The organism is Gorillibacterium sp. sgz306347, assembly GCF_059735245.1.
In genome coordinates this window covers 1-25,434 of the sequence record NZ_JCAPET010000056.1, presented here as the reverse complement: position 1 = coordinate 25,434, position 25,434 = coordinate 1, and the positions used below count along the sequence as shown (strand labels likewise).

21 protein-coding genes are annotated in these 25,434 nt (G+C 59.4%); 7 read left to right on the top strand and 14 right to left on the bottom strand.

The genetic code is table 11. From position 1 onward, the window contains the following. Positions 1-63: 63 nt before the first annotated feature. Positions 64-417: a hypothetical protein gene (locus AC6I6H_RS20210; RefSeq protein ID WP_497956072.1), complete on the bottom strand. Its 354-nt coding sequence runs from the start codon at positions 415-417 to the stop codon at positions 64-66. A gap of 436 nt (positions 418-853) precedes the next feature. Here AC6I6H_RS20210 and AC6I6H_RS20205 point away from each other — a divergent pair, with 436 nt between their 5' ends. Genes AC6I6H_RS20205 through AC6I6H_RS20195 form a run of 3 tightly spaced genes read left to right on the top strand, consistent with a single transcriptional unit; the run spans position 854 to position 2,828 of the window. Beyond that, positions 854-1,225: a GntR family transcriptional regulator gene (locus AC6I6H_RS20205; RefSeq protein WP_497956071.1), complete on the top strand. Its 372-nt coding sequence runs from the start codon at positions 854-856 to the stop codon at positions 1,223-1,225. After that, entirely contained in the window at positions 1,222-2,124 is a 903-nt protein-coding gene (locus tag AC6I6H_RS20200; protein ID WP_497956070.1) for an ABC transporter ATP-binding protein, read from the top strand. The genes AC6I6H_RS20205 and AC6I6H_RS20200 overlap by 4 nt, the downstream gene beginning before the upstream one ends. Next, the gene (locus AC6I6H_RS20195; RefSeq protein ID WP_497956069.1) at positions 2,124-2,828 is read left to right on the top strand and encodes a hypothetical protein; all 705 of its coding nucleotides are present in this window, start codon (positions 2,124-2,126) and stop codon (positions 2,826-2,828) included. The genes AC6I6H_RS20200 and AC6I6H_RS20195 overlap by 1 nt, the downstream gene beginning before the upstream one ends. A gap of 6 nt (positions 2,829-2,834) precedes the next feature. Here the strand turns inward: AC6I6H_RS20195 and AC6I6H_RS20190 are convergent, their stop codons facing one another. Further along, entirely contained in the window at positions 2,835-3,458 is a 624-nt protein-coding gene (locus AC6I6H_RS20190; RefSeq protein WP_497956067.1) for a class I SAM-dependent methyltransferase, read from the bottom strand. Between the two features lie 183 nt (positions 3,459-3,641). Between AC6I6H_RS20190 and AC6I6H_RS20185 the strand changes: the two genes are divergently transcribed. Then, complete coding sequence (locus AC6I6H_RS20185) at positions 3,642-4,814, top strand: iron-containing alcohol dehydrogenase (protein ID WP_497956066.1); 1,173 nt, start codon at positions 3,642-3,644, stop codon at positions 4,812-4,814. Positions 4,815-4,966: 152 nt separating this feature from the next. On the opposite strand, the gene AC6I6H_RS20180 is transcribed toward AC6I6H_RS20185, so the two are convergent. The 9 genes from AC6I6H_RS20180 to AC6I6H_RS20140 all read right to left on the bottom strand — a co-directional run bounded on the left by AC6I6H_RS20180 (position 4,967) and on the right by AC6I6H_RS20140 (position 14,380). Continuing rightward, positions 4,967-5,701: a hypothetical protein gene (locus AC6I6H_RS20180; protein ID WP_497956065.1), complete on the bottom strand. Its 735-nt coding sequence runs from the start codon at positions 5,699-5,701 to the stop codon at positions 4,967-4,969. 3 nt (positions 5,702-5,704) lie between these two features. Then, positions 5,705-6,037 (bottom strand): PadR family transcriptional regulator, encoded by a 333-nt coding sequence (locus tag AC6I6H_RS20175; protein WP_497956064.1) that lies wholly within the window; start codon positions 6,035-6,037, stop codon positions 5,705-5,707. A gap of 181 nt (positions 6,038-6,218) precedes the next feature. After that, complete coding sequence (locus tag AC6I6H_RS20170) at positions 6,219-6,773, bottom strand: putative ABC transporter permease (protein WP_497956063.1); 555 nt, start codon at positions 6,771-6,773, stop codon at positions 6,219-6,221. Between the two features lie 120 nt (positions 6,774-6,893). After that, positions 6,894-8,783 (bottom strand): ABC transporter ATP-binding protein, encoded by a 1,890-nt coding sequence (locus AC6I6H_RS20165; RefSeq protein ID WP_497956062.1) that lies wholly within the window; start codon positions 8,781-8,783, stop codon positions 6,894-6,896. Beyond that, entirely contained in the window at positions 8,780-10,507 is a 1,728-nt protein-coding gene (locus AC6I6H_RS20160) for an ABC transporter ATP-binding protein (protein ID WP_497956061.1), read from the bottom strand. The genes AC6I6H_RS20165 and AC6I6H_RS20160 overlap by 4 nt, the downstream gene beginning before the upstream one ends. Continuing rightward, a complete protein-coding gene (locus AC6I6H_RS20155; protein WP_497956059.1) occupies positions 10,500-10,961 on the bottom strand; it encodes a MarR family winged helix-turn-helix transcriptional regulator in 462 nt (153 codons plus the stop codon). Before AC6I6H_RS20155 ends, AC6I6H_RS20160 begins: the two co-directional genes overlap by 8 nt. A 290-nt stretch (positions 10,962-11,251) precedes the next feature. After that, entirely contained in the window at positions 11,252-12,925 is a 1,674-nt protein-coding gene (locus AC6I6H_RS20150; RefSeq protein WP_497956057.1) for an ABC1 kinase family protein, read from the bottom strand. After that, positions 12,926-13,357, bottom strand: a complete 432-nt coding sequence (locus tag AC6I6H_RS20145; RefSeq protein ID WP_497956055.1) for a phasin family protein — start codon at positions 13,355-13,357, stop codon at positions 12,926-12,928. It abuts the gene before it with no gap. Between the two features lie 111 nt (positions 13,358-13,468). After that, positions 13,469-14,380 carry a MerR family transcriptional regulator gene (locus AC6I6H_RS20140; RefSeq protein WP_497956054.1) on the bottom strand — a complete coding sequence of 304 codons (912 nt, stop codon included), beginning with the start codon at positions 14,378-14,380 and terminating at the stop codon, positions 13,469-13,471. A 202-nt stretch (positions 14,381-14,582) separates the two neighbouring features. Between AC6I6H_RS20140 and AC6I6H_RS20135 the strand changes: the two genes are divergently transcribed. Beyond that, positions 14,583-14,807 (top strand): DUF378 domain-containing protein, encoded by a 225-nt coding sequence (locus AC6I6H_RS20135; RefSeq protein ID WP_497956052.1) that lies wholly within the window; start codon positions 14,583-14,585, stop codon positions 14,805-14,807. Between the two features lie 448 nt (positions 14,808-15,255). Here AC6I6H_RS20135 and AC6I6H_RS20130 read toward each other — a convergent pair whose 3' ends face one another. Then, entirely contained in the window at positions 15,256-17,601 is a 2,346-nt protein-coding gene (locus AC6I6H_RS20130; RefSeq protein WP_497956050.1) for an ATP-dependent DNA helicase, read from the bottom strand. Between the two features lie 302 nt (positions 17,602-17,903). Here AC6I6H_RS20130 and AC6I6H_RS20125 point away from each other — a divergent pair, with 302 nt between their 5' ends. After that, positions 17,904-19,796, top strand: coding sequence for an LTA synthase family protein (locus AC6I6H_RS20125; RefSeq protein ID WP_497956049.1), 1,893 nt, complete (start codon positions 17,904-17,906; stop codon positions 19,794-19,796). Positions 19,797-19,944: 148 nt separating this feature from the next. Further along, entirely contained in the window at positions 19,945-20,157 is a 213-nt protein-coding gene (locus AC6I6H_RS20120) for a Spo0E family sporulation regulatory protein-aspartic acid phosphatase (RefSeq protein ID WP_497956048.1), read from the top strand. A gap of 349 nt (positions 20,158-20,506) precedes the next feature. Here AC6I6H_RS20120 and AC6I6H_RS20115 read toward each other — a convergent pair whose 3' ends face one another. Both AC6I6H_RS20115 and AC6I6H_RS20110 read right to left on the bottom strand, forming a co-directional pair. After that, entirely contained in the window at positions 20,507-23,695 is a 3,189-nt protein-coding gene (locus tag AC6I6H_RS20115; protein ID WP_497956047.1) for an efflux RND transporter permease subunit, read from the bottom strand. After that, entirely contained in the window at positions 23,692-24,159 is a 468-nt protein-coding gene (locus tag AC6I6H_RS20110) for a MarR family winged helix-turn-helix transcriptional regulator (RefSeq protein WP_497956045.1), read from the bottom strand. The genes AC6I6H_RS20115 and AC6I6H_RS20110 overlap by 4 nt, the downstream gene beginning before the upstream one ends. Positions 24,160-25,434: the final 1,275 nt, after the last annotated feature.

Genomic DNA, 25,434 nt, shown 5'->3' with positions numbered 1-25,434 from the left:
CCCTTTAGCGCTTTACTGCAACGTTGGTATTTTTCGTATAAATTTCAAGAGCGCCTTTTTAGCTCAAATAGCCTCTGTGGCAACCGTTACAGTTCCCGCTCCCCCTTCTCCTGAATCCCAAAACTCCTTTTCTCGCTGATCAGTCGTGATCTCCCCACCACTTTCACGATCACCAACACTTTTAGCTCTCCTCACGTATCTCCAGCACTCTACTCTCAACACTCTTCCCTCACCAGCCAAGCTGGCCTTTCCTCTCTTCTCCCCTCCACCCTTGTAACTTTCACTCGCCACCCAACTCCTTGCCCTCCTCACGCTAACTTCAGCACTCTGCTCCCAATACTCTTCCCGGCAAGCTGGCCTTACTTCTTCCTTCTTCTGTCGTGTCCCAACACACACCATCCTCCATACGCTCACCACGGCACGCCTGACCTTCTAAACGCATCGCTCTACTCTCTGTGCCAACTTCAACTATTCACTCGCCCACCTTCCTTCCGTCCCACTTCCCAATTCCCCCGGCTGCCTTACGTACGCATTCCTCACACTCTCCCCAACCTCACCCGCCTTCCTTACGCCGTATCCTCCATGCCCCCCCAACATTACCCTCCTTCCAAACGTCCCATCCCGCACGCACTCCCCATTAATCTCCGTCTACCTTGCGCCCTACTCCCCGCCACCAACACGCCCCTGGCGCATTCCCGCCCAAGTTTCCCCGGCGCGGCTCAACATCGCTGAAGCTCAATACAGCCTTTTCGCAAAAAAAAGGCCGAAACAAATACCGCGCGTCTATTGACAACCGAATTCGATTGTTCTATAGTTCATTACATAAGTAATTAACCAGTTTGGTGGTGAAGGGATGAAGGAACTCATTGACGACAGCAAACCGATCTTTGTGCAGATCGCGGAGCGGATCGAAAATGACATTATCGACGAAATTTTGCCGGAGGAAAGCCAGGTGCCGTCCACCAACCAGTTTGCCGCCCATTATCAGATCAACCCGGCGACGGCCGCCAAAGGCATCAACCTGCTGGTGGACAACGGAATCTTATACAAAAAGAGAGGGATCGGCATGTTTGTGGCGGAAGGTGCGCGGAAAACGCTGCTCGGCAAGCGGAAGGAACAATTTTTTGATCAATACGTGGCATCCATGCTGAAGGAAGCCGACAAGCTGGCCATCAGCCGGGAGGAACTGATCGATATGATCCGGAAAGGGGAGCAAACCCAATGACAGCCCATGTGGTGGAAGTCGAACAGCTGACCAAGAAGTACCGGGACGTCGCCGCTCTGGACAACGTGACCTTTTCGCTCGAAGGGGGGCAAATCGTCGGGCTGCTCGGGCGCAACGGCGCGGGCAAAACAACGCTGATGCATTTGTTGACCGCCCAGCTTTTTCAGACGTCGGGGAAGATCAAGGTGTTCGGGGAAAGTCCTTATGAAAACAATAACGTGCTGCGCCGGATTTGCTTCATCAAGGAAAGCCAGCAGTATACGAAATCGCTGAAGGTCAGCGATGTGCTGGATCTGTCCGCCCTGATTTTCCCGAACTGGGACAAAGCTTACGCGCAGCGCCTGATCGGAGAATTCCGGCTGCCGATGAAGCGGGGCGTCAAAAAGCTTTCCCGGGGCATGACCTCGGCGCTTGGCATTGTGGTCGGCCTGGCCAGCCGCGCGCCGCTGACGATCTTCGACGAGCCTTACCTCGGCCTGGACGCCGCTTCCCGGATGCTGTTTTATGATCTTCTGCTGGAGGACTACAGCGAAAACCCGCGGACGGTCGTTCTGTCCACGCACCTGATCGACGAGGTCAGCCGGCTGCTCGAGCATGTACTCGTCATGGAGCAGGGAAAGCTGATCCTGGACCAGAAATCCGACGAGCTGCGCGGCATGGCCTTTACGGCCAGCGGCAACCGCGAGAAGATCGCCCAATTCGCGCAAAACCGCCGGGTGCTGCACCGGGAAGCCTTCGGCGCGCTGGAGTCGGTCTCCATTCTCGGCGAATCGGGTGCCGAGACGCGACGTCAGGCCGCCGAGCTGGGGCTTGAGCTGGGGCCGGTCTCTTTTCAACAGCTGATCCTGCATCTGACCGCCGCCGGAGAGCAACGTCAACCGATGGGAGGAACCCGATAATGAAACCGATGGCTGCGCTGCTGCGCTTGCAATATGTGAACTCCAGACGCTCGTACCAGATTTTCTGGGCGATTCTGCTGACGATCTTCGTGCTTTCCATCATTTCGCTCAGCCGGATGGAAGGCGACAACAGCCTCACGGTCGGCGGCTTGTTCTCGATCTTCATCTACACCTTTGTCGCGGGAATTGTCATCCTGCACGAAACCCTGCCCTATGCGATCGAGACGGGGCTGCGGCGGATCGACTACTTTCTCTCTGTCGTGATCAGCTTTGTCATTTACACGGTATTCACGTGCGGCGTTTTGCTGCTCCTGCATTTCTTTGAGGCATGGCTTGTCGGCAAACTGGATATGCAGCTGGCCTTCTTCTCACTCAGTGCCACCCTCTCGCGCAACGGGGAAGTCGCCTTCACGACATTTGAAGAGATCGTCATCAACGCGGTGGTTCTGCTCCAAATGCTCAGTCTCGGTTTTCTGATCGGCACGCTGGCCCGCCGCCTGGGCAAAACCGGTCTGTTTCTGATCGGCGGCGTGTTTCTGCTGATCCTGATGCTCGCGCCCGACAACTGGGTCGCCAAGCTCCTGGAGGCCGTCATCAACGCCGCTTCCTCCGTCGCCAGCTTCTCGCTGTGGCTGACGCTGCTCAGCGTGATTTGGCTGGCCATTTCCGGGCTTCTGATCCGCCGGATGACCGTCAAGTCGTAATCTGCGCTACCGCTTCCGAAAAACCGCATACCGCAGCAGATAAGCATGCGCCGGGCCTTCCTGAGCAGACAGCTCTTCCCGGCGTGTGCCCGTTTCAAGAAGCTCAAATCCTGCAAACTGCGCTTCAAGCTCGCCTTCCGAAAAAAAGTGCGCAGCTTTGCCCGGCTTGTATTCATAAGTGCCCGGCTCCAGCTCGGGCCCCCGGCCGCAGTTCGCATCCTCGTCCGAAAAAACGGTAAGGTAAAGCAGCCCGCCCGGCGCAAGATGAAGCCGGATGTTGTCCGCCAGCCGGCGGCGGTCCGCCTCCAGGAACAAATGCAGCACGTCGTAGCAGTAAACCGCATCGTAGGTTTTTCCCATTCGCAGCTCGAGCGCCGAGCCCGCATGAAACCGCGTCTTCGGGTCCCACTGCCGGGCCAGCTCAAGAGCGGCCGGGGAAAGCTCCACCGCATCGACCTCCATCCGCTCCGAAAAAACCCTGGTGTTGCGTCCGTACCCCGCTCCCGGCACCCACACGCTGCGGGCTCCTTGCCGCCGGAACCAGCCGGCCGCCTCCAGGGCGGTCGGGCTCGGCTCCGTCCCCCAGATCATTCCCTCTTGCCGAAACCGTTCTTCCCAGTAGTCCCCCATTGCGATCATCGCCTTTCCGTGGTCCGGACCGTAAGGCCCTGCGGTCTGCTCGGTTCTAACCGCTTCCCGCCGCCTGTTTCGGTGTCCGTCCGTTCAAGTGTATTCCTCGTATGCATTTGGTACAATGAAGAAGCGCGCGCAATAAGACGCCGCCACTTTATCCTCAAAGGAGGACAACGAATTATGTATCCGTTCACATTTCACAATCCGACACGGCTTCACTTCGGCAAAGGCATGCTGGACAAGCTCCGCGGCGAGCTGGGCGAGCTGACGGAGCAGGGAGCAACGGTTTTGCTGGTATACGGAGGAGGAAGCATCAAGAAGAGCGGCCTGTACGAAAAGGTGCACGCCATTCTGAAGGAGCGCGGAGCGGCCGTCCACGAGCTTTCCGGCGTGGAGCCGAACCCCCGGCTGACGACCGTCCGCAAGGGCGTGGACATCTGCAAGCGGGAAAACGCGGACCTGGTGCTCGCCGTCGGCGGGGGCAGCGTGATCGACTGCGCCAAAGCCGTGGCCGCCGGCGCCAAATTCGACGGGGACCCCTGGGAGTTTATCACGCACAAAGCTCCGGTGCAGGACGCGCTCCCGCTCGGTACGGTGCTGACGCTTGCCGCGACCGGCTCGGAGATGAACAACGGCTCGGTCATCACCAATTGGGAAACGCAGGAGAAATACGGTTGGGGCAGCCCCCTTGTGCAGCCCCGGTTCTCGATCCTGGACCCCGAGTTTACATACACCGTGCCGGAAAACCAAACCGTTTACGGAATGGTCGACATCATGTCCCATGTCTTTGAAAACTATTTCCGGCATACGCCGAATACCCCGGTCCAGGACGGGTTCTGCGAAACGCTCCTCCGCACCGTGATCGAAACCGCGCCCAAGCTTCTGCAGGACCTGGAGAATTACGAGCACCGGGAAACGATTCTCTATTGCGGCACCATGGCGCTGAACGGCATGACCTCGATGGGCGCGGGCGGCGACTGGGCCACCCATAACATCGAGCATGCGGTGAGCGCGGTGTACGACATTCCCCACGGCGGCGGACTCGCCATCCTGTTCCCGAACTGGATGGAGCATGTCATCGATTCCGGACCGGCCCGGTTCAAGCAGTTTGCCGTCAACGTCTTCGGCATCGATCCCGCGGGCAAAGACGACCGCGAGACCGGACTGGAAGGCATCCGCGCGCTGCGCGCTTTCTTTGATTCCATCGGCGCGCCGGCACGCCTGGCCGATTACGACATCGACGACAGCAAGCTGGAGCTGATGACCGACAAGGCGATGGTGTACGGGCCGTTCGGCAGCTTCAAGAAGCTGGAGCGGGAAGACGTGCTTGCCATTTACAAGCGCTCTTTGTAAAAAGCAGCGAAAAGGCCCGCTTCTCCGGCGGGCGGAACAAAAACGGCGGACGGCCGGAAGGCAAGCCGGTCCGCCGGGAGAAGGCAGTCCGACCGCCGTTAGCGCGGCCCGGGCTGCCTTTTTCTTTGCGGCGCCTGTTCCTGCGTCGGCCCTCAGCGGAACAGGAACGGAAACGCCTGCCGCAGCACTTCCCGCACCTCGCCCCACGTCACGCCCCCGTCTTCCGTCACTTTGAACGTGGCCATTCCATGAACCGCGGCCCCGACGGCGGCCCGGCCGACCGCCACCGCGCCGAAGGAGGCGAAGCCGATGGCCACGGCGCCAACCGCTACCGTGCCGATTCCGATGGCGCCGATGCCGGCCAGCAGGCCGACGGCGATCGCGCCCAGCGAAAGCAGCCCGAGCGAGAAAGCGCCGAGGCACAGGCCGCCAAACGAAAACGCGCCAATTGCCAGACCGCCCACCGCAATGTCTCCAATCGCCAAAATCCCCTTGGCTACGGCCGGTTTTGCGCTTATGCCGCCGCCCCAGCGGCTCCAGCCCCGCCGAAACTTCACATGGACCAAGGGAAGGCCGAACAGCACCCGCTTGCTCTTGTATTCGTAAAAAGGCTGGGTCAACTGCCGGATATCGCCGCGAAGTCCGGCAAGCTCTTCGGCGATACCGGATGCGGATGATTCGGTTCCCCCGCCCAGGTTCTCCGAAAACTCCCGCGCCACCTCCTCCGGCTTGCCGGCCTCGCGCAGCGCACGCTCCAATCCGCGTTCTTCCGCCCGTTCGGCAAGCGCGGCCGTCAAATCGCTTCCGATTCTCCGTTTGGTCGCGGCGTCCGCATGAATATACCGCAGCACTTCTTCTACATACGCCTCTATTTCTTTTGGAACCATCGGTTATCCCCCCAGCACGTTTCGGATCGATGCGACAAATGCGTCCAAATCTTCCTTCAGCTCTTCTTCCCGCGCCTTCCCTTCGCCGGTAATGCGGTAATACTTCCGCGGCACGGCGCGTCTCTCGCCTTCCTTCTCCCAATAGCTCTCGATATAACCCGCATCCTCCAGCCGGTAGAGCACCGGATAGAGGGTGCCCTCCTTCATGCGGAAAAAGCCGCCGCTCCGGCTGTCCAACTCGCTGATCAGCTGATAGCCGTACATGTCCGAACGGCGCAGCAGATGGAGGACAAGGATTTCCAAGACGCCCTTCTTCAGTTGGCTCGCCTGATTCAAGTCCTCACCTCGTTAATCTTAATACTTTGTATTGCTAAGTATATGGTACAACAAAGCCGCGCGAACTGTCAACGGATGGAAGCGCGGAATTTTCCGCTGTCCGCCGAGTCTGCGCGGCTTGGAGACCGCCCGGCGAGGCCGGTTCAACTTTACGCAGGTTCAGAGCATCCTCCCCAAAAGGCTACCGCTGCGGAGCCGAAGCGACCGCAAGGAGCCCGCGCGCCGTAACCGCCAGGTCGGCCAGCACGCTGACGGCATAGAGGGGCAGCAGCCAGAGCCATACCGGCTCGATCAAGCCGTACCACGCCTCCACCCGGGGATGAAACCCGTACAAACAGAGAGCGGACAGTACCCACCAGCAGAGCGAGAACGGCAGGCAGACAAAACCTCCGTATTGCACCCGGAAAGAGGAGTAGTCCCAATACCGCCGGCCAAATACCCGGAGCAGCAGGTATCCCGCCGCTCCCTCCACCAGGGTGGGGATGATCAGGCAGGCCAGCCAGAGCCCCGGCGCGGGAAGCCCCGCCCATGCCGCCAAAAGCAGCAGCACCGGGGCGAAGCCGTACATCGGCTTGTAGGGACCGTACAGAAAGCCTTCCTTAAAGAAAACCCCGGTTCTTGCCGCACTGTAGCCATTCTCCAGCAGCCATCCGCCAAAGGAGTAAACGGCAAAATAAAACGCAAGCTCCGCGAGCCCGTTTCCCTGCATCAAGCCGACCCAGCCGTTTTCGATCATGCGCTTCCCGCCTTTTCTGAGAGGTAAATTGCTTTTATCCAGTATGGGAAAGCGCCCCGGTTCTTATAAGCGCAAAAAAGCCGTCCCCGATGAAGGAGACGGCTTTTCGATGGCCCCGCGTCAGCCCACTTCCTGACCCGCTTTGGCCGTAAACTGGCTGTTGTACAGATCGGCGTAAAATCCGCCTTGCGCCAGCAGCTCTTCGTGCGTGCCTTTTTCGATCACGTCGCCGTGATTCATGACCAGAATCAGGTCGGCGCCGCGGATGGTCGAGAGCCGGTGGGCGATGACAAAGCTGGTCCGCCCTTCCATAAGGCGGTTCATCGCCTCCTGGATCAGCAGCTCCGTCCGCGTGTCGACGCTGCTCGTCGCTTCGTCGAGAATCAGAATGGCCGGATCGGCGAGAATCGCCCGCGCGATGGTCAGCAGCTGCTTTTGCCCTTGCGATATATTGGACGCTTCTTCGTTCAGCACGGTATTGTAGCCTTCCGGCAGGGTGCGAATGAAGTGGTCGGCATGCGCCGCTTTTGCCGCCCGGACGATGTCCGTTTCGCTGGCGTTCTCCCGCCCGTACGCGATATTGTCGCGGATCGTGCCGTTAAACAGCCACGTGTCCTGAAGCACCATGCCGAACAGGCTGCGCAGGTCGCCGCGCTTGTAATCGCGGATGTCGCTGCCGTCGATGGTAATGCGGCCGTCGTTGATTTCGTAGAACCGCATCAGCAGGTTGACCAGCGTCGTCTTGCCCGCGCCGGTCGGCCCGACGATCGCAATCGTCTGCCCCGGCTTCACGTCGATGTTCATGTCGCTGATCAGGAGCGAATCTTCCTTGTAACCGAATTTCACGTGCTCGAACTTCACTTCGCCGCGGGGACGTTCGTTCTCTACCGCATCGGAAGCGGCCACCTCCGGCACTTCTTCGGTTTCGTCCAGCACCTCGAATACGCGTTCGGCGGAGGCGACGGTGGACTGCAGGATGTTGGCGATGTTCGCCGTCTGGATAATCGGCTGGGTAAACTGGCGGGTGTATTGGATAAACGCCTGGATGTCCCCGACCAAGATGCGGCCGTTGGTGACGAAAATGCCTCCGACGATACAAACCAGGACGTAGCCGATGTTGTTGATAAAGCCGAGCAGCGGGAAGATCAAGCCGGAAATAAACTGCGCTTTCCAGCCCGATACGTACAGGCGGTCGTTGACCTCCTTGAACTTGGCGATGGACTCCTTCTCCCGGCCGAACGCCTTGACGACGTTGTGGCCGGTGTACATTTCCTCCACATGCCCGTTCAGTTCGCCAAGCTCCCGCTGCTGGTCCTTAAAGAACCGCTGCGAACGGGAAGCGATGGTCTTGGCGACAAAGGCCGACGCCGGCACCGTGACGAACGCGATCAGCGTCATCCAGCCGCTGATGCGCAGCATCATGACGAAGAACCCGATCATCGTGAACACGGAGGTAATCAGCTGCGTCAGGCTTTGCTGCAGCGTGTTCGCGATATTGTCGACGTCGTTGGTCACCCGGCTGAGGATTTCCCCGTGGGTCCGCGAGTCGAAATATTTGAGCGGCAGCCGGTTCAGCTTGCCGTTCACGTCCTCCCGCATCTGATAGACCGTTTTTTGCGAAACGCCGGCCATCAGATACTGCATCAGGAAGGTGAACAAGGCGCTCACGACGTACAAAGCGACCAGCTGGGTCATGATATTCCAGATGTACGCGAAGTCGACGGTTGCCGTAGCATCCCCCATGTACCGGGCCTGAATCGTTTCAAAAAGCTTGGAGGTCGCTTTCCCCATAATATCGGGCGCAATGACCGTGAAAATGGTGCTGGCCGCCGCGAACACCATGACGATAAGCAAAATCATCTGCTGGGGCTTCAGGTAGCGGACCAGCCGGCGCAGCGTGCCTTTAAAATCCTTCGCCTTCTGGACCGGCATCATCATCGGGGGTCCGCCTCCGGGACCTCCGTGGCCTTTGCCGCGCCGCCGGGAAGCGTTCTTTTGTTCTTCGCTCATGCTATTTCCTCCTCGGACAGCTGTGAGGATACGATCTCGCGGTAAACCTCGCAGGTATTCAACAGTTCGCGGTGGGTCCCGATGCCGGCGATCGTGCCTTCCTCCAGCACGATAATGCGGTCGGCGTCCATAACGGTGCTGACCCGCTGGGCGACAATGATGACCGTTGCGTCGGTGGTTTCGCCCTTCAGCGCCTGCCGCAGCTTGGCGTCGGTTTTAAAGTCGAGCGCCGAGAAGCTGTCGTCGAACAGATAAACCTCCGGCCGCCGCACCAGTGCCCGCGCGATGGACAAGCGCTGCTTCTGGCCGCCCGATACGTTCGACCCGCCCTGCGAAATCTCGGAATCAAAGCCTTCCGGCATGCGGGAAATGAAATCGGATGCCTGCGCGATTTCGGCGGCGCGGCGGACTTCCTCATCCGTCGCATCGTCCTTGCCGTAGCGGATGTTGTCGGCGACCGAGCCGGTGAACAGCACCGCTTTTTGCGGAACGTAGCCGATTTTTTGCCGCAGCGTTTCCTGGGTCAGCTCGCGGATGTCCACGCCGTCAACCCGCACGCTTCCTTCGTGCACGTCATAAAAACGCGGGATCAGGTTAAGCAGCGTCGATTTGCCCGAGCCCGTTCCGCCGATAATGGCGGTCGTTTCGCCGGGCTTGGCGCTGAACGAAATGTTTTTCAGAGCGGGCTGCTCGGCGCCCGGAAAGCTGAAGGTAACGTCCCGGAACTCCACGTACCCCCGGCCGTGGCTCTCTTCGCCCGGTCCTTTCGGGTCCAGAATGTCCGGTTTCATATCCAGAACCTCGTTAATACGGGCGGCGGAAGCTGACGCGCGCGGAATAAGCACGAACATGAAGGAGACCATGATCAGCGAAAACATGATTTGCATGACATACTGGAGGAACGCCATCAGCGCGCCGACCTGAATGTTGCCTTCGTCGATGCGGATGCCTCCGAACCAGATGATGGCGATGGTGGTAAAGTTCATGACGATCATCATGAACGGCATCATGTAGGCCATGATTTTGTTGACGCGGATCGCCGTGTCGGTCAAGTCCGCGTTGGCGGCCGTAAACCGTTTCCGCTCGTGCTCGCCGCGGTTAAACGCGCGAATGACGCGGATGCCGGTCAAGCCCTCGCGCAGCACGAGGTTGATTTTGTCGATCTTTTTCTGCATGACCTTGAAATACGGAATGGCCCGGCCGGCGATCAGGAAAATGGCCAGTGCGAGCACCGGCACGACCACCAGGATGATCCAGGAAAGCCCGCGGTCCTCCTGGACGGCCATAATAATGCCGCCGATGCACATCATCGGGGCGCTGATCATCATCCGCAGGATCATGATCAAGACCGTCTGGATTTGCGTGATGTCGTTCGTGGAGCGGGTGATCAGCGAAGCGGTGCCGATCTTGTCAAACTCCTGCAGGGAGTAGTTCTCCACATGGGAAAACACTTTGTTGCGCAAGTCGCGGGCGAAGCCCACGCCTACGCGGGAGGACAGAAAGCTGGAGACGACGGCGCAAATGGTTCCGCCGAACGCAATCAGCAGCATGAAGCCGCCGATCCGCCAAATAAAATCGGTGTCCCCCTTGGTGATCCCCTCGTCGACAATGTCGGACATCAGCGTAGGCAGATACAAATCCGACAAGGACTGGAGAAGGACCAGAATCAGCACGATCCCGATCGGAATCGCGTAGGGTTTTAAATTTCGAAACAGCTTAATCAATACGATCCTCTCCTGTTTCCTGATTGGCTTTTTTCAGGTTATCCCGTATCTGCAAAAAGAAGCGCCGCAGCAGGGCCTGCTCTTCCGTCGTAAAATCGCGGAAGCAATCTTCATTAATGGAGTCAAAAACGGACTGGAGCCGTTCTTTCAGTTTGCGCCCTTCTTCTGTCACATACACGCGGGAAACCCGCTGGTCGTCTGGGTCCGACTGCCGCTCCACAAGGCCGGCGGCCTGCATGCGGTTCAGCATGACCGTGAGGGTGGCCGGCTTGACGTGCATCTTCCGGGCAAGCTCCTTCTGGCTGAGACCGCCTTGGTCGGACAGCAGGAGGAGAACCGGCGGCTGGCCGGGGTAGACCCCGATCTTATCCAGACGGCTGTGAAGCAAAACGAAGTGCAGGCGCTGAATATGCGAGAACAGGTGGTACAGCGTTTCCGTACCCGATTTAAACAATGAATCTCTCCCTCCAATTTCGTTAGCCAACTAATCAAATACGATCATATCAGCTCCCTTCTTCTACGTCAACCGGAAGGAACTGTTTCAAAAAAAATGTAATGATGACGCTATTCTTGACCGTTTTTTAACTATTTATAATGATGATAAAAGAAAGCGATTTCGCCAATATTACTTTAGCAAGCTAATTAATTTCCCTTATGATTCCCCTTCGGATTTGCGACAAAAAAAGCCGCGCTCCCGCCCTGTCGGACGAAACCGCAGCCTTCGTTTGCCGGAATCGCCGGCGTTTAAAACCGGCCTGATTTAAAGATGGAATACAGCAGCCATAAAAACATGAGACCGGCGATAACGGACCCGATCTCCATGACGGGCAAATGCAGCAGATAGGCCGGCTCCTGGCCGAGTGTGGAGGCAAGCATCAGGCCGACCAGCACGATGCTGAAGGACAGCAGCACGACGCTGAAGGAAATCCGGTTGCTGACCTGATCGAGCTTTTTCAGCAGCACCTCCAGCTCGGAAAGCCCGACCTCCACCCGCAGCTTGCCCGACCGCATCAGGGACGCAATCTGGCTCAATTGCCGGGGCAGCCGCAGCAGATTGTCGGCCGCCTCCGCCGCGTTCTTCCAGGCGCGCTTGCCGACGTTGTCCGGACGCAGCCGCTCTTTGAGCAGCCGGCGGCCGAACGGCTCGGCCAGGTCGACGATGCTGAGCTCCGGGTCGAGCGTCACCGCCACGCCCTCCAGCGTGATCAGCGCTTTGGCCAGAAGCGTCAGATCGGTCGGCATGCGTACCCGGTGCCGCGCGGCAATGGCGAACAGGTCGTTGACCGCTTCGCCCAGGCTCAGCTGGGACAGAGGGATGGCGTAATAGCGGTCCCGCAGCCGGTCAAAATCCTTGCGCAGCCGCGCCGTGTCCACCTCGTCGCCGACCAGCCCGAGCCGCATGACGGCCCGCACCACGCCTTCGCTGTCCCGTCGCATCATGGCGATCAGGAGCGAGGTCAGGTGGTAGCGCATGTCTTCGCTTAAATGCCCGACCATGCCGAAGTCGACAAACGCAATTTTGTCCTCCGGCATGAGGAACAGATTTCCCGGGTGGGGGTCGGCGTGAAAATACCCGTCGACGAGAATTTGCTGCAGCATCGTATTGACCAGCCGCTCGGCCGCCTCCCGGCGCCGGACCGCCGGCACGCCGTCGTCCAGAAGCCGGTCCAGGTGGGCGCCTTCAAGGAATTCCATCGTGAGCACTTTGGCGGTGGTGTAGTCCCAATAAACGGCGGGAATCCGGACGTCCTTCCACTGCTTGAACTGGGAAGCGATCCGGTCGGCGTTCTGCCCTTCCCGCGTGTAATTGAGCTCGTCGAGCATGGAGCTTGAAAGCTCCTCCAGCACCTCCGTCACCTGATACTGCCGTGCCCAGTCCAGCTTGCGCTCTGCAAGCAGGCACAGGTCGTGAAGAATCTCCAGGTCGAGCTTGACGATTTCCTCCACCGCCGGCCGCTGCACTTTCACGGCAACGGCCTGGCCGCTGTGCAGCTTCGCCCGGTGCACCTGCCCGATGGAAGCGGCGGCGAGCGGCTGCTCCTCAAACGCCTGAAAAAGCTTGCCGAGGGGAGCGCCCAGCTCCTCCTCGAGAATGCGCCGGACCTCCTCCATCGGAAAAGGCGGCACCTGATCCTGCAGCTTTTTCATTTCCTCGACCAGTTCCCGGGGAAGCAGGTCCTGCCGGGTGCTGGAGAGCTGGCCAAGCTTGACGTAAGCCGGCCCGAGCTCCTCGCAGACTAGCCGGATTCGCTCCGGCCAGGTGATCGCGTGCTTCTCTTCCCCGCGCTTTAGCCACTTGCGGGGAAGAGACAGCAGCTGAAACAGGCCAAGCTCCTCAACCACAAAACCGAAGCCGTGCCGGATCAGGGCGGCGGCGATTTCCCGGTAGCGCTTCGTGTGGCGGAGCTTCAGCGCCATTTAGGGCGCTTGCGTCCCGGAGCCGTCGCCGGGCCCGGGCGTCTCCGTCTCCGGCAGTTGGCCCGAACCGCCCGCTTCCGGCATGCCCGGCTCGCTTGCCAAGCCCGCCGCCCCGGCCGAAGGCGCAGCGTCGGACGCGGAAAGCCGCTCGTCGATCCGCTTTTCGAGCCGCTCCTCCAGCAGCCGCATGTCCCGTCGGGTGGCGACATCCAGCTCCTGCAGCACCTTGCGGACCTGCTCCTGCACCAGGCTCTTGATCTGGCCCCGCTGTTCTTCCCCTTTGGCGACCAGATTATTGACGAAATCCTTCGTTTCGTTCTTTCCCAACTCTCCCTTGGCGACCAGCTCATCGGCGTATTTCTCGATTTTCTCCTTGCTGGCTGCGGCGATCCCGACGCCCAGGGAAATGGCTCTACGCAACAAATCGCTCATGACGGCAATCCTCCTTCGGTGATTGGCCGACAGGACCCCCGCCCGCGGCGGGAGAAGCCTGAGGGTATTTTGCTACGAGTATACCACAGCTTCCAACGATTCCAGAAATCCTCAGATCAGCCGGTCTCCCCAGTGCGCGTCGAACCAGGCCGCCCACTCCTTCCGGGTTTCGCCGAGCACCGCCCCGGCGAGCCGCCCCCGGCAGCCGCGAACGCCCGCGCCGCCCAGCACAAGCTTGAGTCCGGGCCGCTCCTTCCGCACGTCCGCCGCCCAGCGCTCGACCTCCGGGAGGGCGGCCGGCGAATGGAGGGAGAGCGCGGCGATGCCGATGTTTTTTTCGTGCAGCAAAGGAAGCAGCCCTTCGAACGGCGTGTTGACGCCGAGATTCAGCACATCGACGCCCCGCTCCCGCAAAAAGAGCGCAAACAGCAGCAGCCCGAACTGGTGAAACTCGCCGGGCGGGCAAAACGCCAGTGCCTTCGGCAGCTCCGGATTGACGGGATACAGCCGGAAATAAGGCGCAAACCGCTGCAAAACAATCTGTGTGGAAAAATGCTCCTGTACCGCCGTGATCCGCCCGGCCTGCCACTCCTCTCCGATCCGCCGCATCACGCCGGCGAGCAGCTCATGGAAAACCCGCTGCCAGCTGAACCGGCCGAAGGCTTCGTCCAGCAGCCGGTCGGCTTCCTCCGTGTCGCAGCGTGTTAACGCCTGGAAAACGGCGTCCGCATGCTCCGGCGGAATCTCCGCCGGGCCGGCGGGCCTGGACCGCCCATCGGGAGAAAAAGCGGCAGCTGCGGATGGGCCGGACGTTTGGAGAAGCCGGACCGCCTGGCTGATCTTCAGGCCGTTTTCGGTCGTTTGCTTTTTGAGCCAGCGGAACACTTCCAGGTCCTGCTCGCTGTACAGTCGGTGGCCCCCCTTGGTTCGTTCGGGAGAGACGGCTCCATAGCGGGTTTCCCAGGAGCGCAGCGTCACAACGGGGAGGCCGGTTTCCTCCGACACTTTTTTGATGCTGTACATGGCATCCCCTCGATTGAAAGTTATATCGAAATTATACAAACCGTTTCCGGTTATCTTTGATTCAGTCTTTGCAAATGCGGATAAGAATATGATGTCAACGCGATGCCGAACGTTCAGCGCTGAGCCGCAACGCAGATGAGGGACTTATACAAAATCTATACTTATTACCCGATGACAGTCAACTCATAAGGAGGTCAACGCGATGAAAACCCTGAATACGGTTGCTCTGCTTCTTACAATTATCGGCGGTTTGAACTGGCTTCTGTTCGGTCTGTTCGAATGGGATCTGGTGGGAGGCATTTTCGGAGGCATGGATACGATGGCGGCACGCGTCGTGTATGTAATTGTCGGCCTTGCTTCCCTTTACAGCCTGGTGCTGCTGCCGAAGGTGGCGGCGGATACGCGCGACGTGCGCGACCGCGTCTGATAAACGCCAAAAAGCCCGCGGCTTCGCGGACAACGCTTGGCGAAGGCTGCTCTCTTGCGGGATGATCCCGCGGCGGAGCAGTCTTTTTTTGTTGGCTGCCTGTCAACCAGCAGCGGAAAAGCCTGGTTTTGCCTCGGTGAAAAACCGGGCTCCGCTGCCTGGAACGGGGTTTCGATCGCTGTTGTTTTCGGGGGACCCGGATTGGATTAAAACCGGCGACGGAAGTCCCCCGAAAACAAAGGCGAACGCTTGCGCTTCTGCACCCCGTTCCGACCGCTCCGCCCGCCGTTCACCCGATGGGAAAGCTTGCTTTCGCCGTTTGCCCCCGCACCGCGAACAGCCTCAGAACCTCAGAGCTTCAGAGCCTCAGAGCCTCACAGTCTCATAAACTGGCCGCTAAAGCCGAGGGAGCGCCAACACCGGCTATTTAGAGCGAGCATTGCTGCGGTCAGCGGAAGCCGCCGCCCGGACCACCTTCCGCCGGCGCGCGGCGCCATTCGGGGGGCAGCAAAAACCAATAGGGCGGCTGCAGGAAGCGGTCGTCGACCAGCACCAGGGTGCCCGTGTCCTGCTCCGTCCGTATGAGCCGGCCCCCGGCCTGGAGCACCTTGTTCATGCCGGGGTAGACATACGCGTAATCGAAGCCGTTTTTACCTGCTTCATTATAGAGGTCCCGGATCAGATCCCGCTCCAGCCCGACTTTGGGCAGACCTACGCCGACTACGAACACCCCCGTCAGCTTGTCTCCGGTCAGGTCGATCCCTTCCGAGAACACGCCGCCCATCACGGCGAGCCCGACCAGCGTCGTTTCCCGTCCTTCCCGGAAGGACGCCAGGAACGCATCCCGCTCCTCTTCCCCCATCCCGCCGGTCTGCGTCAGCACCTCGATGTTCGGGTCGTCCAGCGGCAGCCGTTCGCGGACCGCGCGCAAATAATCGTAAGACGGGAAAAAAGCCAGGTGGTTGCCGGGCTTGCTTCGCGCCAGTTCGCCCAGCAAAGAGGCCACGGCATCCACTGTCCGTTCCCGGTCCCGGTAGCGGGTGGACACGGGCAGAATGCGCACCTCCAGCTGCTCCGGGCGAAAAGGGGACGGGATGCGCACATAGGAATCGTCGGGCTCCCCGCCAAGCACCTCTTTATAATAGGAAAGAGGAGACAGCGTAGCCGAAAAGAAAACCAGCGAGCGGAACCCTTTGGCCATGCGGCGCAGGGAAACGGACGGATCGGCGCAGAACAGCCGGAACCGGAGGCCGTTCCGGTGCGTTTCCGCATAGGCGGCGTAGCGCTCGTCAAATTCTCCGGAAACGCGCAGGCAATCGCGCGCCGCAAAATAGGCGTCCAGGAGCCGCTCCCGCGCCTCCGGCTCCGCCTGCCCCGCGAGCAGCTGCCGCTCGGCGGAGGCGATGAAGGTATCCAGAAGCGCGGGCAGCTCCTCCGGAAGCTGTCTGGAGACAGCCGCTCCCCCGTTCGCATCGGCTTCCTTCTTCCACGCAATCAGAAGCCGGTTCAGGCCGGAAAGGGCCTCAAAGAGCGGACGGTCGCTCGTCTTGAAATCGCGTTTGAGCTGCACCAGCGCCCCTTTTTCCAGCTCGGCCGAAAACATCTCCCGCCCCCGGTCCGCCAAATTGTGCGCTTCGTCCACCAGAACGGCCGTTTGCCGCTTCTCTTCTTCCGGGAGCCGCTTGAGCGACACCTTCGGATCGAACAGATAATTGTAGTCGCAGATAACGGCGTCCGCCGCGTAAGCCGCTTCCAGGGAAAACTCGAACGGACAAACCCGGTGCTTGCGCGCGTAGGCTTCCACCACCGGACGGGTCATGCGGGTTTCATTTTCAAGGAGATCGAGCAGCGCGCCGTTCAAGCGGTCATAAAAGCCGTCCGCGAATTCGCAGGTTTCGCGTCCGCATGCCGTTTCCGTACAGAAGCAGATTTTGTCCTTCGCCGTCAGCGTCACGCTCCACAGCCGGAGCCCGGCGCTTTCCAGAAGCGCCAGCGCCTCTTCGGCCGCCGTCCGCGTAGTCGTCTTTGCCGTCGTGTAGAAGAGCCGCCTCAGCAGCCCTTCCCCGATCGCCTTCACGCTCGGAAACAGGGTAGAGATCGTCTTTCCCGTTCCGGTCGGCGCCAGAGCGAACAGCCGCCTGCCTTCCGCATGGGTCTTGTACACCGCGCCGGCAAACTGCCGCTGCCCTTCACGGAAAGCGGGAAACGGAAAAGCCAGCCGCCTCGCGCTTTCGTCCCGTTCCCTGGCGTGCGTTATCCTGAGCCTCGCATAAGGCTCATAGGCGGCCAGCAGTCCGTTTACGAACTCCTCCAGCTCCACGCGTTCCAGCAGCCGGGAAAATTGCAGCGTCTCGCCTGTCTCAGCCTGCACGTAGGTAAGCTGAACCCGGACCGACCGCAGCTGCTCCTGCTGCGCGTACATATAGGCGTAGCACATGGCTTGCGCCCAGTGGACCGGATGGCTGTTCTCCTCCAGCAGGGAGAGGCTGCCGGAAGCGGTCTTGATTTCGTCGATGGTTACCGGCGCCGGGTCCGCCTCCCCCTCCCCCTCTGCTTCGCGCGGCGCGAGAAGCCCGTCGCAACGGCCCTCCAGCACAAAAGGCAGTCCGCCGGAAACCGCCGCCAGCCGCAGAAACACTTCCTTCCGGTCCTCCTCGCCGTACCTCTCCTGAACTTGCCGGTGCAGCTTCGAGCCGAGATTCATGGCGGCGGCCGTACCAAACCCCGTTTCAATGCTGCCCGACCGGTAGACATATTCCACCAGAGTCCGGACGGAAAGACGGATTTCCTCCATTGCGATCCTCCCGAAAAAAGAACATTCGTTCGCTCAGCTTTTCCTCATTATAACACCTTTTTCGGAGGCAGGTCGACCTGGCCGCGGCCGGACGCCGCCTTGCAGCCGGGCTGAGCATCGCGTCGGCGCTTTTACAACGGCTTCCTTTTTTTCCCGATTTGGGGCATCGTCCTTTTGACAAACGGCTTGCGGCACGGCATAATGGGGGTGACTCTTTATTTTTCTTCATGATTTCTTTACAGCCGGGTTTACAGCGCCGCCTCGCGATGTAGGCCCCTTTGGCATGAGAGGAGATTCACAAGATGTCGCGGATGCAGAAAGTCCGTCTTTTTTTCTTTAAGCCGTTTGTCTTCTTTTCTATTATTCTCATTATCAAAAGCTACCTCGCCTGGTCGGTTTTGTTTAGCGACGAGGGCACGATCCTGAACACCGTGCTGACGGAAATGCCGTTTATCTGGCTGCTTTTCTGCGTAGTGGAATGGCTGTCCTCCAAGCGCAAGCTGGATATTTACCTGGGCCTGAATTTGGTGGTGACCGCGCTCTTTTTCGCCGTCATTATGTATTACAAATACTACGGGGTTATCGCGACTTATCACGCCCTGGAGCAGGTCAATCAGGTCACCGCGGTCCAGAACAGCGTGTTTTCCCTGCTGCAGCCCTATTACCTGCTGCTCTTTCTCGATGTGATCGTGCTCGCTCTCTACCTGTTCCGCAGCAAGAAAGCCAAGTGGTGGAAGCAGTATGCCTCGTATCGGGAAAAGCGGGGCCTGGTGAGCGCCATGTTTGCGATCTCTCTTTTTCTGTGCCTGTTTAACATTCTTCCCAACCAGGCCAGCATGAGCGAAATCAAAAAAGCCGAGCAGATGGGCATCATCGGCTATGAGGCGTATACGATTCTGGCGGACGACGAAGAGCGGAAGCCGGTGGCGCCCCAAGGCATTACACAGGAAACGATCAGCCGCCTGAAGGGCATCGAGGAGCCCGTGAGCCCCGCTCTCTTCAAAGCGGCCGAGGGCCGGAACATTATTGTCGTGCAGATGGAATCGCTGCAAAACTTTCTGATCGGGCTCAAGGTGAACGGCCAGGAAGTGACGCCGAATCTGAACAAGCTGGTGGAGGAGAACTTCTATTTCCCGAATTTCTATCAGCAGGTCGGCCAAGGCAACACCTCCGATGCGGAGTTCGTCGTGAACACGTCGTTTTACATTCCGCGCCGCGGAGCGGCAACCATGGCTTACGTCGACAAGGAACTGCCCAGCATGCCGAAGCTGCTGAAAGAAAAAGGCTACGACACCGCGACCTTCCATACCAACGTGGTGGAATTCTGGAACCGCGGCGAGCTTTACAAGTCGCTTGGCTTTGACCGGTATTACGACAAGAACTTTTTCGGAGAGGAAGATTCCGTTTTCTTCGGGGCTTCGGATGAAGTGCTGTACACCAAAACCGCCGCCGAGCTGAAAAAGATGAACGAAAGCGGCCAGCCGTTTTATGCCCACGTCATTTCGATGACGGCGCACCATCCTTTTACGACGCCGGCCGAAAAGGACCGCATTACGCTGACCGAAGAGTATGAGGATAACTTCGTCGGCAATTACCTGCGTGCCCAGAGCTACGCGGATTATGCCTTTGGGAAGTTCATCGACCAGCTGAAAGCGGACGGGGTATGGGACAATTCGCTGCTGGTGCTGTACGGCGACCACGTCGGCCTCCCGATCTATTCGCTGACGGGCGAAGAAATTGACCTGCTGAACGGGCTTCTGGGACGCGAATACGGCTTTGCCGACATGTTCAACATTCCGTTTGTTATTGCGTCGCCGGGGGTCACGTATCCCAAGGAATATCCGCAAATGGGCGGGGAGGTCGACGTCATGCCGACCATCGCCAACCTGACGGGTGTTTCGCTTTCAGACCATATCCATTTCGGTCAGGACGTGCTGAACCAGAGCACCAATTTGCTGCCGCAGCGGTATTATTTGCCCACCGGCTCGCTTTTATCCGACAAGGGGCTGTTTATTCCAGGCAGCGGGTATGACGACGGCACCCAGTATCCACTTAGCGACGGCCTTATTCACGACGGCGGAGTCACCCATGAAGAGTACTTCCGCGCCCTGGAGCTGCTGAATTATTCCGACAGCTATGTGAAGCAGCTGCCCCGCCGGCCCGACGCTGCCGGCGGCGAGGACGCCCCGGAATAAAGCGGAGCCTCCGGTCCGCCGAACGCATGTCCTGCGCTTGCACCAAGCGCGGGCATGCGTTCTCTTTTTTGGTTATACAAAACAGATTTTTACTGTTTCGACATCTTCCGTTAAAATAGGGGAAACAAAGATAATGGGAGCATTTTGAATGAGCTTATTGGATACGCTGATTGAACAAAAAAGGCTGGAATTAACCGAGCTGGCCATCCGACTCGGCTTCAACGATACCCGGGTGCTGGAGATTTCCCACGAGCTGGACGAGCTTCTCAACCGTCACGACCGGGACAAATACGGCTCCTCCGTCCGCAGAAGCGGCCAGAAGGTAGCGGGCCTTCTCTACCCGAAAACGGCGGTTCACTGAAGCGGCTCCCGCGCGCTTTCGCCACGCCCTACGCTAGTTTTTCCATACGCCATATGAGCGCTGTCCTCAAGTCGATTCCGGCGGGGACGGCCTTTTTTAGCTGCGCCGGCACCGGACCCACGGCTTTAACGGGCGATAGAGCCGGATAGCAACTGACCGCCTGCCTCCCAACCTCTTTCGAAGAACACAAACGAAATGCGAAAAACCGGATCGGCAAGGACGAAGTCCTTTTCCGATCCGGTTTTTAATTTTGCGCAGGGAGAACCGGTTGTTTTTCAGGCCGGTTTGTTTTGGGCTCAGGGTTCATTTCCAGGCGTGCCCGGGGGCCTTCCTGTACGGAACCCTAGGGTTACTCTTTGTGACGGCTGACAAACGCCATGTCGCCCGGAGCATCCATGCGGGATTCGCCGCGTCCCTCCCGGCGGCCCATCAGCGGCCACCAGTTGGCGGGGCCGAAGGTGCGGACCATTACCGGAATGAACAGCGGGAGCATGACGAATGCATACAGGACCAGGCCGGACAAGACGAGAACCGCGATCTGCATGATCGACAGAACCCCCGAGGGCAGCATCGCCGCAAAGGTTCCGCCCAGGATGACCACCGCCGACATGATGACGGGGCCCATGTTTTTCATCGCTTCCAGAATCGCTTCGCGTTCCGGCAAATGGCGGTATTCCTTGAAGCGGTCCAGCAGGAAGATGCTGTAGTCGACCCCGAGCGCCATCAGCATGACGAAGCCGAAGAACGAGACGGCCCAGCCGACGCCGGAGTAATCGAAGATGCGGGTAAAGACTACCTCTGTGATCGCCATGGACGTGTAATACGTCAGCAGCAGCGACAGCATCGTGTAAAGCGGAATGATCAGCGAGCGGAACAGCAGGATCAGGATAATCGAGATCCCGACAAGCATGAAGATAACCGTACGCGTGTAGTCTCCTTCCGATATCGTCTGGAGGTCGTGGTTCATGCTGGAGATGCCGCCGACCGCATACTCCGCTCCTTCCAGGCTTGTGCCCTTCAGGCCGCGCGCGACCGCGTCCTTCACCTGCTCGGTGAGGTCCATCGTCTCGACTTCATACGGATTGCCTTCATACACAATATCGAATTTGGCGATTCTGGCATCGGGGGACAAATAAGTGTCCAGCACCTGGCGGAATTCGGCGCTCTCCAGCGCTTGCTGCGGCACATGCCAGCCGGACAGCTCCGGATCGGACGAGCCGGCCAATTCCTTCATGTAGTCCTGGGCGCTCGTCAGACCCGCCGTCACCTGCGAAAGGCCGCTGGTGCTTTGATCCAGACCGTCGGTCAGCTGATCCAGCTGGCCGCCGAGCTGCGAGAAGCCGGCCGCCAGCTCGCGCTGGCCTGCGCTCAGCTGGTCGATGCCGCCGGTAAGCTCAGGCAGCTTGGCGACCACCTGGCTTTGACCGTCAGCCGCCTGTTCAAAGCCCTGCTGCAGCTGCCCGATGCCGGAAGCCAGCTCGGACAGTCCCGATGCAAGGGCCGATTGGCCTTGAACCGCCTGCGAGAAGCCGCTGTTCGCCTGGCCGAGGCCCTGCTGGATGCCGCCAAGCTGATTGTTCAGCTGGCCGAGGCCCGCGCTCAGCTGGCCCGCGCCGGTTTCAAGCTGGGCCAGCGCGTCTTGCGCCTGGAGAAACATCGGATCGTTCTTCAGATCCGGGTACTTCTCACCCAAACCGGCAAGCCCTTGGCCGACGTCGCCGAGCCCTTTGGCGAGCTCGCCCGCCTTGGCCGCTACATCGGTGTATGCTTTCGTGATTTGCTGAAGCCCCGGCTCGATCTGCTGGTAGCCGCCGAGCAGCTGCTCGCCGGAGGCCGCCAGCTTGTCGGCGCTCTCCTTGGCCTGCTGCATGCCGGCCGCCAGCTCGCCCGCACCGGCGGAGCCGTCGCGAAGCCCGGCTTCCAGCTGCTTCAGCCCGTCGCCGAGCTGCACGATGCCGGCCTTCAGCTGCTCGGTGCCTTCGGTCAGCTGACCCGCACCGGCGGCGGCTTCTTCAAGCTTCGGCGCATTTTCCTTCAGGGCCGCGCCGGCATCGGTTAAGCCTTTGCCGATTTCGTTGAGTCCGTCATTGCCCTGGCCGATGCCGTCCTCCAGCTGCTCCACCTGCGTAGAGACCTGGAGGTCGCCCAGCGCTTCACCGGTCGGCCGGGTGGCGCTGCGCACGATTTTGATGCCGTCCACTTTTGCCAGCTCGCGGGAAATCTGCTCGATGCCCGCCAGCCCTTCCGGGCTGTCCAGCGCCCCGTCGGCTTTGACCATCACATTGCCGGGCAGCGAATCCCCGGGGCCAAAGCTTTCCGAGATGATGTCGAACGCCTTGACGGATTTGTACTTGCTCCCGATTTCATCCAGGGAGTTAAACGATTGGCTGCCGGAGTAAACGGAAAGAAACGGAACCGCGACCACCGCCACCAAAAGAAGCGCCAGCAGCGGACGTTTGAGGGAAAAGCTCCCGGCGGCGCCCCACAGCCGGCTCGGGCGGTGCTCCAGCGAGCCGCGCGCCGGCCAGAAGATTTTGGTGCCGAGCGTCGACATGAAGAAAGGCACCAGCGTCAAAAGGGCGACCAGCAGCAAAGCGACGCCGACGGCGACCGCTACGGCCGAACGGTACAGGGAGAAATCCGAGAACCCGATCGACACAAAGCCGACCAGTACCGCGGCTCCCGAGACCAGAACGGTTTTTCCGGCGGTCCGGTACGTTTCCACAATCGCATCGTCTTTTTCGCGGCCGTGGGCCAGTTCTTCCTTGAAGCGGCTGATCAGCAGAATGCAGTAGTCCGTTCCGATCCCGAACAAAACCGCGACCAGAAAAATCTGCGTAAAGTTGGATAACGGAAAATCAAACCGGTCGACCAGGAACGCTACCACCGACTGCGACGTCAGGTAGGTAAGGCCCACCGTCAGAAGCGGAATGAACGGTGCGACGGCGGACCGGAATACGACAAACAGAATGATCAGGATGAAAACGACGGTGATGCCCTCCGTGCGCTTCAGTCCGTCCTGCGAGCTGGCAACGACATCCTCGGTGATCAGCCAGTTGCCGGTCAAGTAGTGCTCGACCGGTACGTCCGAAACGGCGGCATACAGGCTGTCGCTGGCCTCCTGAACCGTTTTGCCGTCAAGCGCCACGTTCACCAGAACGAGCACCGTGGTGCCGTCCTCCGAAACCATTTGCTCGGCGAGCTCGGGCGTATCAAAGTGGGTGGTCAGCGAGGTGACCCCATACTCTTCTTTGCCGGCTTTCAGCTTTTCGACACCCGCTTGAATGTCCTTCAGCTGATCGTCGGTAAGCTTCTGCTCACTGTGAAAAACCAGTACGGTGGCGTTCGACTCGTCCCCCCCGGCGTTCATTTCCTCGGCCAGCTCGTTTGCCTGCTGCGAGGAATACCCGCCGGGTACCGACAGCTGCCCCTTTTCCCGCACCAGATCGGCCATGTTCGGGGCCGTCAGGAACAAAGCGACCGCCGCGACCAGCCAGACTGCCAGGATGGCCCATTTCAGCTTCAAAACTGTTCTCATTTTTCGTTCTCTCTCCCCTCTTCCGATTGCACCAGCAGTTCAGCCAGCTTTTCCCACGGCCGGATAAACGCCTCGACTTCCCGCTCCTCGAAATCATCGAGGTATTTTTCCAGGATCATTCGGATTTTCTCATTGGACGCCTTTGCTTTGGAGCGGCCTTCTTCGGTCAGCTTCAGATAGGCGATGCGCCGGTCTTTTTTGCTCGGCTCCCGCTCAATCAGCCCTTTGTCCTCCAGCCGGGTAACGGCTGCGGTGATGGTGCTTTTGCCGACACAGAAAATTTCCGCCAGCTCCGTCGCCGTCAGCAGCTCGCGGCTTTCCCCGAGCGTGTGAAGGATCTGGAACTGGTCGCTTGTCAGCGAATCCGGCATCGCTTCCCGGAACAGGGCGTTCATTCGCCGCGTAATGGTGAAATTGGCCGCAAGGTAACGAGAAATGAGCTGCGCAAGCATATCCGGATTCATCGAAAATCTCTCCTTTCTCCATGCGGTTCTTTTCGTTGGTAACCCTATCAAAAAATAGTTCGTCCTACAAACAGTTCGACAGTAGAACTATATCAAGGGCGCGGCCCCCTGTCAATTTGAGCGAATGGGCGAATAACCGGCGTTTACAGGCTCTCTGGCCGGAGTTAACCGCTTGCATGCCGGTTTTGCTTTTGTTTTCTTCTTCCTGCGCAGGAGCGCTGCTCATGATGAGTTGATAATCGAATCGGAAGGGTGGCGGCGCAGAGAGCGTCATGGTGGGGGCCGTGGCAGGCGGGGATTGCGGCGTAGAAGGCATCCTGGTGGAGGCACGGGGGTCGCGGCCTCGACGCGTGGTTACGGCGGGAACTACGTTGGGGTTCTTCGGGAAACTACGACAAGGCTTAGGCGCTGGCTTTGGCGGACGGGACTTCACGTGGCTTTGCTGGGACTAGGGCGAAGCTTCAACAGGGTTAGGGCGAAGCTTCGGCGGGAAACTACCGTGAGGGCTTTGGTGATCACGGTGGGGTTTCAACAGGGTTACGGCGAGGCCTCAGCGGAAACTACGGTGAGGGCTTTGGTGAACGTCACGGCGGAGCTTCAACAGGGTTACGGCGAGGCCTCAGCGGAAACTACGGTGAGGGCTTTGGTGAACGTCACGGCGGAGCTTCAACAGGGTTACGGCGAGGCCTCAGCGGAAACTACCGTGAGGGCTTTGGTGAACGTCACGGCGGATCTTCAACAGGGGTTACGGCGAGGCCTCAGCAAAAACTACCGTGAGGGCTTTGGTGAACGTCACGGCGGAGCTTCAACAGGGTTACGGCGAGGCCTCAGCGGAAACTACGGTGAGGGGGTTGGCGGGCGTCATAAACGCCCCTGTCGTGGGGGCTAGGAAGGTAGCCGAAAAAACGAAGCCGCAGTTTCCTGGGCAGAAATGCAGCTGCCAAAGTTCTCATCCGTCCCAGCGGGTAACTGTCCGTGCTTCTTGATTGCCCAACGGCGCGCAGCTCCCAAAGAAACGCATGCCGAAAACGATTATCTACGATTCGCAGGCAGGTCCAACCGGGGCGACAGGCACCACAGGTGACGTCCATGCCCAAAACGATTATCTACGGTTCGCAGGCAGGGCACGGTCCGCTAACGGTTGCCACAGAGGCTATTTGCCCGAAAAAGAGGGGTTTTGAAATGTAACGGTTGCCATAGCGCTTATTTTCGTTTTTTTGGCCGGTTTCGGCAGTAGACTTGCAAAGAAGTTAACATGGGGTAAAATGCCAAAAA

What these genes read in the sequence shown, in the direction of transcription:
- AC6I6H_RS20205 (WP_497956071.1), top strand. Translation starts at nt 854, where the DNA reads ATGAAGGAACTCATTGACGACAGCAAACCGATCTTTGTGCAGATCGCG.
- AC6I6H_RS20185 (WP_497956066.1), top strand. Translation starts at nt 3,642, where the DNA reads ATGTATCCGTTCACATTTCACAATCCGACACGGCTTCACTTCGGCAAA.
- AC6I6H_RS20200 (WP_497956070.1), top strand. Translation starts at nt 1,222, where the DNA reads ATGACAGCCCATGTGGTGGAAGTCGAACAGCTGACCAAGAAGTACCGG.
- AC6I6H_RS20110 (WP_497956045.1), bottom strand. Translation starts at nt 24,159, where the DNA reads ATGAATCCGGATATGCTTGCGCAGCTCATTTCTCGTTACCTTGCGGCC.
- AC6I6H_RS20120 (WP_497956048.1), top strand. Translation starts at nt 19,945, where the DNA reads ATGAGCTTATTGGATACGCTGATTGAACAAAAAAGGCTGGAATTAACC.
- AC6I6H_RS20150 (WP_497956057.1), bottom strand. Translation starts at nt 12,925, where the DNA reads ATGGCGCTGAAGCTCCGCCACACGAAGCGCTACCGGGAAATCGCCGCC.
- AC6I6H_RS20180 (WP_497956065.1), bottom strand. Translation starts at nt 5,701, where the DNA reads ATGGTTCCAAAAGAAATAGAGGCGTATGTAGAAGAAGTGCTGCGGTAT.
- AC6I6H_RS20135 (WP_497956052.1), top strand. Translation starts at nt 14,583, where the DNA reads ATGAAAACCCTGAATACGGTTGCTCTGCTTCTTACAATTATCGGCGGT.
- AC6I6H_RS20165 (WP_497956062.1), bottom strand. Translation starts at nt 8,783, where the DNA reads ATGAGCGAAGAACAAAAGAACGCTTCCCGGCGGCGCGGCAAAGGCCAC.
- AC6I6H_RS20125 (WP_497956049.1), top strand. Translation starts at nt 17,904, where the DNA reads ATGTCGCGGATGCAGAAAGTCCGTCTTTTTTTCTTTAAGCCGTTTGTC.
- AC6I6H_RS20115 (WP_497956047.1), bottom strand. Translation starts at nt 23,695, where the DNA reads ATGAGAACAGTTTTGAAGCTGAAATGGGCCATCCTGGCAGTCTGGCTG.
- AC6I6H_RS20190 (WP_497956067.1), bottom strand. Translation starts at nt 3,458, where the DNA reads ATGGGGGACTACTGGGAAGAACGGTTTCGGCAAGAGGGAATGATCTGG.
- AC6I6H_RS20170 (WP_497956063.1), bottom strand. Translation starts at nt 6,773, where the DNA reads ATGATCGAAAACGGCTGGGTCGGCTTGATGCAGGGAAACGGGCTCGCG.
- AC6I6H_RS20145 (WP_497956055.1), bottom strand. Translation starts at nt 13,357, where the DNA reads ATGAGCGATTTGTTGCGTAGAGCCATTTCCCTGGGCGTCGGGATCGCC.
- AC6I6H_RS20140 (WP_497956054.1), bottom strand. Translation starts at nt 14,380, where the DNA reads ATGTACAGCATCAAAAAAGTGTCGGAGGAAACCGGCCTCCCCGTTGTG.
- AC6I6H_RS20195 (WP_497956069.1), top strand. Translation starts at nt 2,124, where the DNA reads ATGAAACCGATGGCTGCGCTGCTGCGCTTGCAATATGTGAACTCCAGA.
- AC6I6H_RS20130 (WP_497956050.1), bottom strand. Translation starts at nt 17,601, where the DNA reads ATGGAGGAAATCCGTCTTTCCGTCCGGACTCTGGTGGAATATGTCTAC.